This is a genomic window from Pedobacter sp. CG_S7 (assembly GCF_040544395.1).
GTDB lineage: Bacteria > Bacteroidota > Bacteroidia > Sphingobacteriales > Sphingobacteriaceae > Pedobacter.
Map to the genome: position 1 here is coordinate 1 of NZ_JBEONS010000068.1, position 6,478 is coordinate 6,478.

Below are 6,478 nucleotides of genomic sequence, written 5' to 3' on the forward strand. Positions count from 1 at the left end.
TTCGTTCCATTACCGATACATGTAAGAAAAATCAGCAGCAAATACTCAATGCCTTCTCAACTATTGCTAATTCATAGACAACCTGAGTCGTTACCTTTTTTATTATTAGTATCCAATTCGTTTTAAAGGTGATAAATTATTACGAGGCACTTTGCACTGCTTTGGTGGGCTGTTGAGCTTAGTAAAGCACCATCCTTACCAGGACTTCGGCAGGGCTTTTGGAGGTCATTTAGACCTACCAAGGACCTACCAACGACCTACCAACGACCTGTCAAGGTCCTCGCAAAAAGCTGCTATTGTCGGTATGGAAAAGCCTTTTTAATTTGATGGTCTTATTTAGATTTTGTAACTTAAACAACTAAACATTAACACTTAGAATTCTTGATATGAAAAAAACTATTTTATACACCATGCTCGCTGCCATACCTATGGTTTACAGTTGTAGCCAAAATGCAGATACTTTAAAAGCGGATGCAGCTGCAGCGCTGATGGATTCTTTAGGGAAAAAGGAATGTTTTGTGGCTATGGATTCGACAGACAAAGCGGAATTAAAAATCAAAACTTTAAGTAATGGAGAAATTAAGGGAAGTTTGGTAATCAATTACCTGGAGAAAGGTAAAAATGATGGTTTGTTGGTTGGTAAATTTAGTGGTGATACTTTATTTGTGGACTATACCTTTAAAATTGGTACGGAAAACCCTACGGTTTATAAAAATCCTTTGGCTTTTTTAAAGCAAGGCGATAAACTAATTTTGGGTGTAGGCCAAATAGAAACACATTTAGGAAAGTCATCTTTTGTAAAAGGGAAACCTATAAGTTTTGAAATGGGCAGGTTTATTTTTGCTCCTGTTGATTGCGAAGAATAGTCAAAGGGCTATCGGCATATTTGTGGATAACTCTGTTAGTAAACTGGGTTAATCATGTTTAAAAGTTGTTGAAGAAAGGTGTAAAAAATGTTAATAACTATTTTTAATAATACTTGACATGAATAGTTAAATAGCTGTATATTAGTACTATCAAATACAAAGTACCTTGACAATCTGAAAAGAAACCTCTCTAATTGAATATTCAAGCCTATGGGCAGAAATATGCTAAGGATGTTTCTAGGTTTAATAAGTTGTCTGAACCAAAGGAAACTGCGATGATGAGATTAAAGTACCTGGGTTGTGAAACTCAGTGAAATTACTTTTAAAACTGCTAGAGATTACCAACTATTGATCATTCTTAGGAATGTAAAAGGCAAAGTAGTTTTAATTTGTATCAGCTGATTTGTGAAGATCAGAAACACAGATTTTTGTTAAAGTCACAAATATTTGATGTTTTTATAATAGTTAAGGCTTTATAAAAACGAAACCGGAAATCCAAATCGAACGAGGCGGAATTCCGGTTTCATTATTTAAAAGCTTTTCTTCTCCTGATGATTTACGAATTAATAGGGATCAAATTGGTTGGCTCTCCACGTAAAACCGATTTCTAACTGTTAATAAGTTGTTGAAAACTATTTGAAATAACACTTGACACGTATAGGTAAATAACTGTATATTAGTACTATCAAATACAAAGTACATTGACAATCTGAAATGAAACCTTTTGAAAACTTAAGCCTATGGGCAGAAATATTCAATTATGTTTCTAGGTGTCGTTCAGTTACCATAATCAAAGGAAACCGCGATGAATGGAATAAAGTAACTAGGTTGTGAAACTCAGTGAAATTACTGTGCCACCATAAGAGATTACCAGCTAGTAATCATTCTTAGGAATGTAAATAGCAAAGTAATTATAGCAGTATAAACTGATTTGTAAAGATCAGTCATACTCATATTTGTTATTGTTACTATTATTTGATGTTTTTTATATAGCTAAGGCTATGTAAAATCGGAATCGGAGAACCAAATCGAACGAGGCGGAACTCCGGTTTCATTTTTTTAAGGTTTTTTCTAAGCTGTCATTCGAAATCGAAGCTTTTTCCTTAAAAAAAATTCCTTAATTTTAGGAATCATGAGTAAAGTCCGCAAACCATCCCCGTCAGCTCAAAAAAAGATATTTGTCCTGGATACCTCCGTTATCCTTTATGACCACAACGCTTTCAATAATTTTCAGGAACATGATGTGGCCATTCCCATACAGGTTTTAGAGGAACTTGACGAAATGAAAAACGGAAATGAAACCCGTAACGCCGAAGCCAGAAGCTTTATCCGTTTGATCGACAATGCATCGGGGGATAAAATCATGAACGTCTGGATTCCAATTAAAGGCAGCAAGGGTGGCAAATTTAAGGTAGTGATGGACCATACTGGTGGTGAAATAGATGCAGAAGCTGTTTTTGGTGTTGGAAAGTTTGACCATCGCATCTTGAATGCTGCACTAGGATTGAAACATGAGTTTCCTAAAAAAAAGGTCATCCTGGTATCTAAAGATATTTGTCTGCGGTTAAAAGCTAAATCACTTGATTTACACGCAGAAGATTACGAAACGGGCAAGATTAAGAATGTAGAAGAACTGTATACCGGGAAAACGAGACTTAACCAATTGCCGGATAAGATTTTTAAAGAATTAAACGCTTCTGGAAGTCTGGATGCAGCTACTTTAGATTTACCATTTACTGTTGGTAATCATTTTTATATGCTGAAAGGCAAAAAGAATTCTGCTATTGCCTATTTTGATTTAACTCGGAAAAGACTTTTTAAAATTGATAGTCCTACGCTATTTAAAATTTCCCCAAAAAATGAGGAACAGGCTCTGGCCATGCATGCGTTGCGCAATCCAGCTATCAAGCTGGTAACTATTCAAGGTAAAGCTGGAACAGGTAAAACGCTGATCGCCATTGCCAGTGCGCTGGAACAGAGGAAAGATTACCGGCAGATTTATGTAACAAGGCCTATTATACCATTGAGCAATAAGGATATTGGTTTTCTGCCTGGTGATGCGAAGTCTAAGATTGACCCTTATATGGCACCTATTTGGGACAGTTTACGCTATATAAAAGAACAATATAATGACGACCCAAAGGTACAGCGTAGTATAGACAACTTTGTGAGTACTGAAAAGATAGTTATTACGCCGTTGGCATTTATTAGGGGCAGAACCCTCACCAAAATCTTTTTTATTATTGATGAGGCACAGAATTTAACACCACATGAGGTTAAAACCATTATATCCCGTGCGGGAGAGGATACCAAAATTATTTTTACGGGAGATATTTATCAAATTGATGCCCCTTACCTCGATGCAGAAAGCAATGGCCTATCTTATTTAATAGAAAGCGCCAAAGAACATCCCTTGTATGCACATATTACCCTGGATAAAGGAGAGCGTAGTGATTTGGCAAATTTGGCTAACGACTTGCTGTAATGTTTTTTTCTTTTTTAGAATTGTACATAGGGAATTCGGCTAAAATAGTATAAAGTAGTGATTTTGAATCATTTACGCTAAGTGCCATTTGCTCAAGGGCATAATCTGAAATTTGCCATCCCAAAGGTAATACTGGCCATACATTAGCTACTTTTATTTTTTTTATTGTTGGGTTAATAGAGAAATAATTCCAGTTATTTTTTTGTGCTAAAAAACGGTTTATGCTATCTGCTTTTAAGGTGTTGCCGTTAGTGCTGTTCAAAATACCCATTGCAGGGGCTAAAGGTTCATATAAATTTTTCACCCTTTCTAGCGAGTCAATTACGGGAATACTGTTGGGCAAGGAAAGAAAGTTAAATTTGATGTTTAAGTTTTTAAAGGATTCATCATTGCTTCGCAAAGAATCTAAAACACTTTTAAATACGGTAAGTACCTGTAAGGAGGTTTCTGCACCTGATTTTTCCAAAGTACCTCCATCGGTAAAATGATGCTGTTCATTGAATTTGGCTGTAGGACTGATATAAGGAAAGCGCGCACTTATAAAAGCTGCTGTACTGAGACGCAGGTCTTGGTTTTTATCGATCATTTCCTGTAGTAAAATTGTGCCTGGAAAATCTTTTTTGTTTAAAATAACCGGTGCAACTAATCCTTTGAAACCTGTATTGATATCATAAGTATTGGAGAAGAACAAGGGCACTTCTTTTTTTGGATCATGCCAGCCTGCCCCGAGCATAATGGCATAGTTCAAACCTTGTTTACTGGTGTGGTATTCCCAATTCTTTTCTTGAATCCGGGCACGATCAGGATACCAGCTGAAACCTATCAATGACATGAGGGCATCTCTACCAAATAGTCCTACCAGGTTTGCAGTTAAAAAATCATTTTTATAGATTTTCAGCGAATTTTCAGGATAGAAAAGGGTGTCGTTTAGTTGGTTTTCGTTGTTGGAAATTCGGGCAGCACAAAGTAAAGACAGTCCGATACTGCCTCCGGAAACGCCAGAATAGGAGAATGCATAATGCTGAAAATCGTTGTATAAAGAGCCTTTTTCTGTGTTTTTCCTCAACAACTGATCTAATCTGCTAATAACCATTGTAGTCCAGGCAGCGGCTTTAATTCCACCTCCGTAAGCATTGACAAAAAAAACAGGGTATGCTTTACCATTGTATTTTTCGTTAAAGGCAGTAATTTCAGCTTTGCGGCTTTCCAACCATTGCAGGCTATATATTCTTAAGTCGGTGGCTGGAATTTGATTTGCAGGCTTTGGAACAAGGTGTACCTTATGGAAGTCGCTGATACCTGTAAAAGACTTATAAATGACGAATAAAAGAAATAAGGTGATGAATTGAATTTTCATTCTGTTTCCCAAAATCAGGAGGAAGGAAAAAAGTAGTGTATAAGCAATCAAACTGGCAATAACAATTGGCAAGGTATAGAATCGGTCATACCTGGTTAAAAAGAAAATAATGCTTTCAAAATTGCAGGCAATGAACAAGAATGAAACGACTAAACCAGCGGAAATAATAAATGGGGTAATTGGAATTTTACTTACTGCGGTCATACTGGTTCGGTAGCTAACCGTAATAGTGAAAGCTAAAGAGAGCAGGTAAAAGTTCAAGGAAAGATAGGCGAGATAAAAAGGAGCACGGGTTTGTTCAGATTGACCAAAATAGATGATGGCCATAAAAATAAGTGCCATAGCGATTGCATATCTCTTAAAACTAAAAACTCCCTTTGGTTTAAAAATATAATCCAGCCAATTGTAATTTAGTGCACTGAAATATAAAACACAGGTAACGGTGAAGATGACCAGTGGAGAAACATCGGCGGCAAGATAACTGATGTGATAAGACTGCATGGTGATGAGCACACCTATTGCTGGAATGAGAAAGGTCAGTAAACCTAAAAACCTGGCGAAATCTAGTTTTTCTTTTTTGTGTTTCGAAAACTCCAGGTGGGTCAGGGTTACTTTTTTAAGGTCTGGATTATCCAAATTATCATATATTTTAGGCAGGTGCCAATTGAGTAAAGCAAGGATGGTGGTAACACTGAAAAACCAAAAAATGCCCCAGTCTGAAGTGTTAATGGTGACCAGCAAATCCTGTCCCTGATTGGTGATCACCATTAAAAAGAACAATGCGGATAAGCCAAAAAGGATAATTCGAAATCTCCATCCATAAATTACGAAGGCGATGAAGAGGCTAGATAGTTTTTGCAGCCACAGGCTGATTTGATTTAAAATATTTATTCTGATTAAAAAATAAACAAGGGCAGTGAGCAGCAAGGCAAACTTTAATGAAGCGGGTACCAAAATCCACAGCAGTTGGCCCCGAATATTTTCATTTCCTGCGGCGTAATTGTTCATTACCTTTAATAAGTTGCTGTTCTCTATTAGATCCAATAACCCAGCTACAATGACCATTAATACCAATTCAATCCATCGCTTGCTTGTGGTAAGATTTTGTGCAGCAGCGAAGGTATACCTGTATTTAAAAAACAACATTGACAAGAAAGAAATGTAAAAGAGGATAAAGCTGTTATCTGCACCGGTTTGTTTGATAGCAACATCTAATCCTGTCAGTTTTCCTGTGATGACAGTATCCCTGCTATAGACCTGCTGATAGCGGTAGACGCTGTCCCATTCTTTTAATATTTTCTTTTGATGAAGGGTGTTCGGACTGAGCTCAAGGGAAATAATGCCAAAAGGTGCATTTTCAGTTTTGATCAGAAAATTGTTTTTTGTAGTCATGCTCAACGTAAACAGTAGTCCTATTAATACCAGGTAAAATAGTGGTTTAAAGACATACATAGGAACTATTTGCTAAAGGTTGTCAAGTGGATTGTCTGACAACAATTTACTAAAAAATAATTTATTAAAGTGACAAATGTGCTTGTTAAAGAGGGCGATTTGTCTTTCAATCCTTAATGCCATGTTTGGCGTTATTGCTGCTTTCTATTAAGAATATTAGATAAGGTTGGTCTACAATTTTGTGTATTATAATTAATGTATAGTTAAATATTTAATACTATAATGTAACCACTCAGGTTCCCTCTAACTTACTTTACTGACCTGAAAAATCGTTTAAGGTGTTATTTTCTTTGGATTTTATTTTCAGAAAAAAGCGGG

Annotated in this window: 3 protein-coding genes; 2 read left to right on the top strand and 1 reads right to left on the bottom strand. The window is 36.3% G+C overall.

All coding sequences use genetic code 11. The annotated features are described in order from the left end of the window. Positions 1-386 precede the first annotated feature (386 nt). Both AAKU52_RS16885 and AAKU52_RS16890 read left to right on the top strand, forming a co-directional pair. Positions 387-866 (top strand): hypothetical protein, encoded by a 480-nt coding sequence (locus AAKU52_RS16885; RefSeq protein ID WP_354335720.1) that lies wholly within the window; start codon positions 387-389, stop codon positions 864-866. Positions 867-1,998: 1,132 nt separating this feature from the next. Next, entirely contained in the window at positions 1,999-3,351 is a 1,353-nt protein-coding gene (locus tag AAKU52_RS16890; protein ID WP_354335722.1) for a PhoH family protein, read from the top strand. Here AAKU52_RS16890 and AAKU52_RS16895 read toward each other — a convergent pair. Further along, entirely contained in the window at positions 3,335-6,160 is a 2,826-nt protein-coding gene (locus AAKU52_RS16895; RefSeq protein WP_354335724.1) for a hypothetical protein, read from the bottom strand. The genes AAKU52_RS16890 and AAKU52_RS16895 overlap by 17 nt on opposite strands. Positions 6,161-6,478 lie beyond the last annotated feature (318 nt).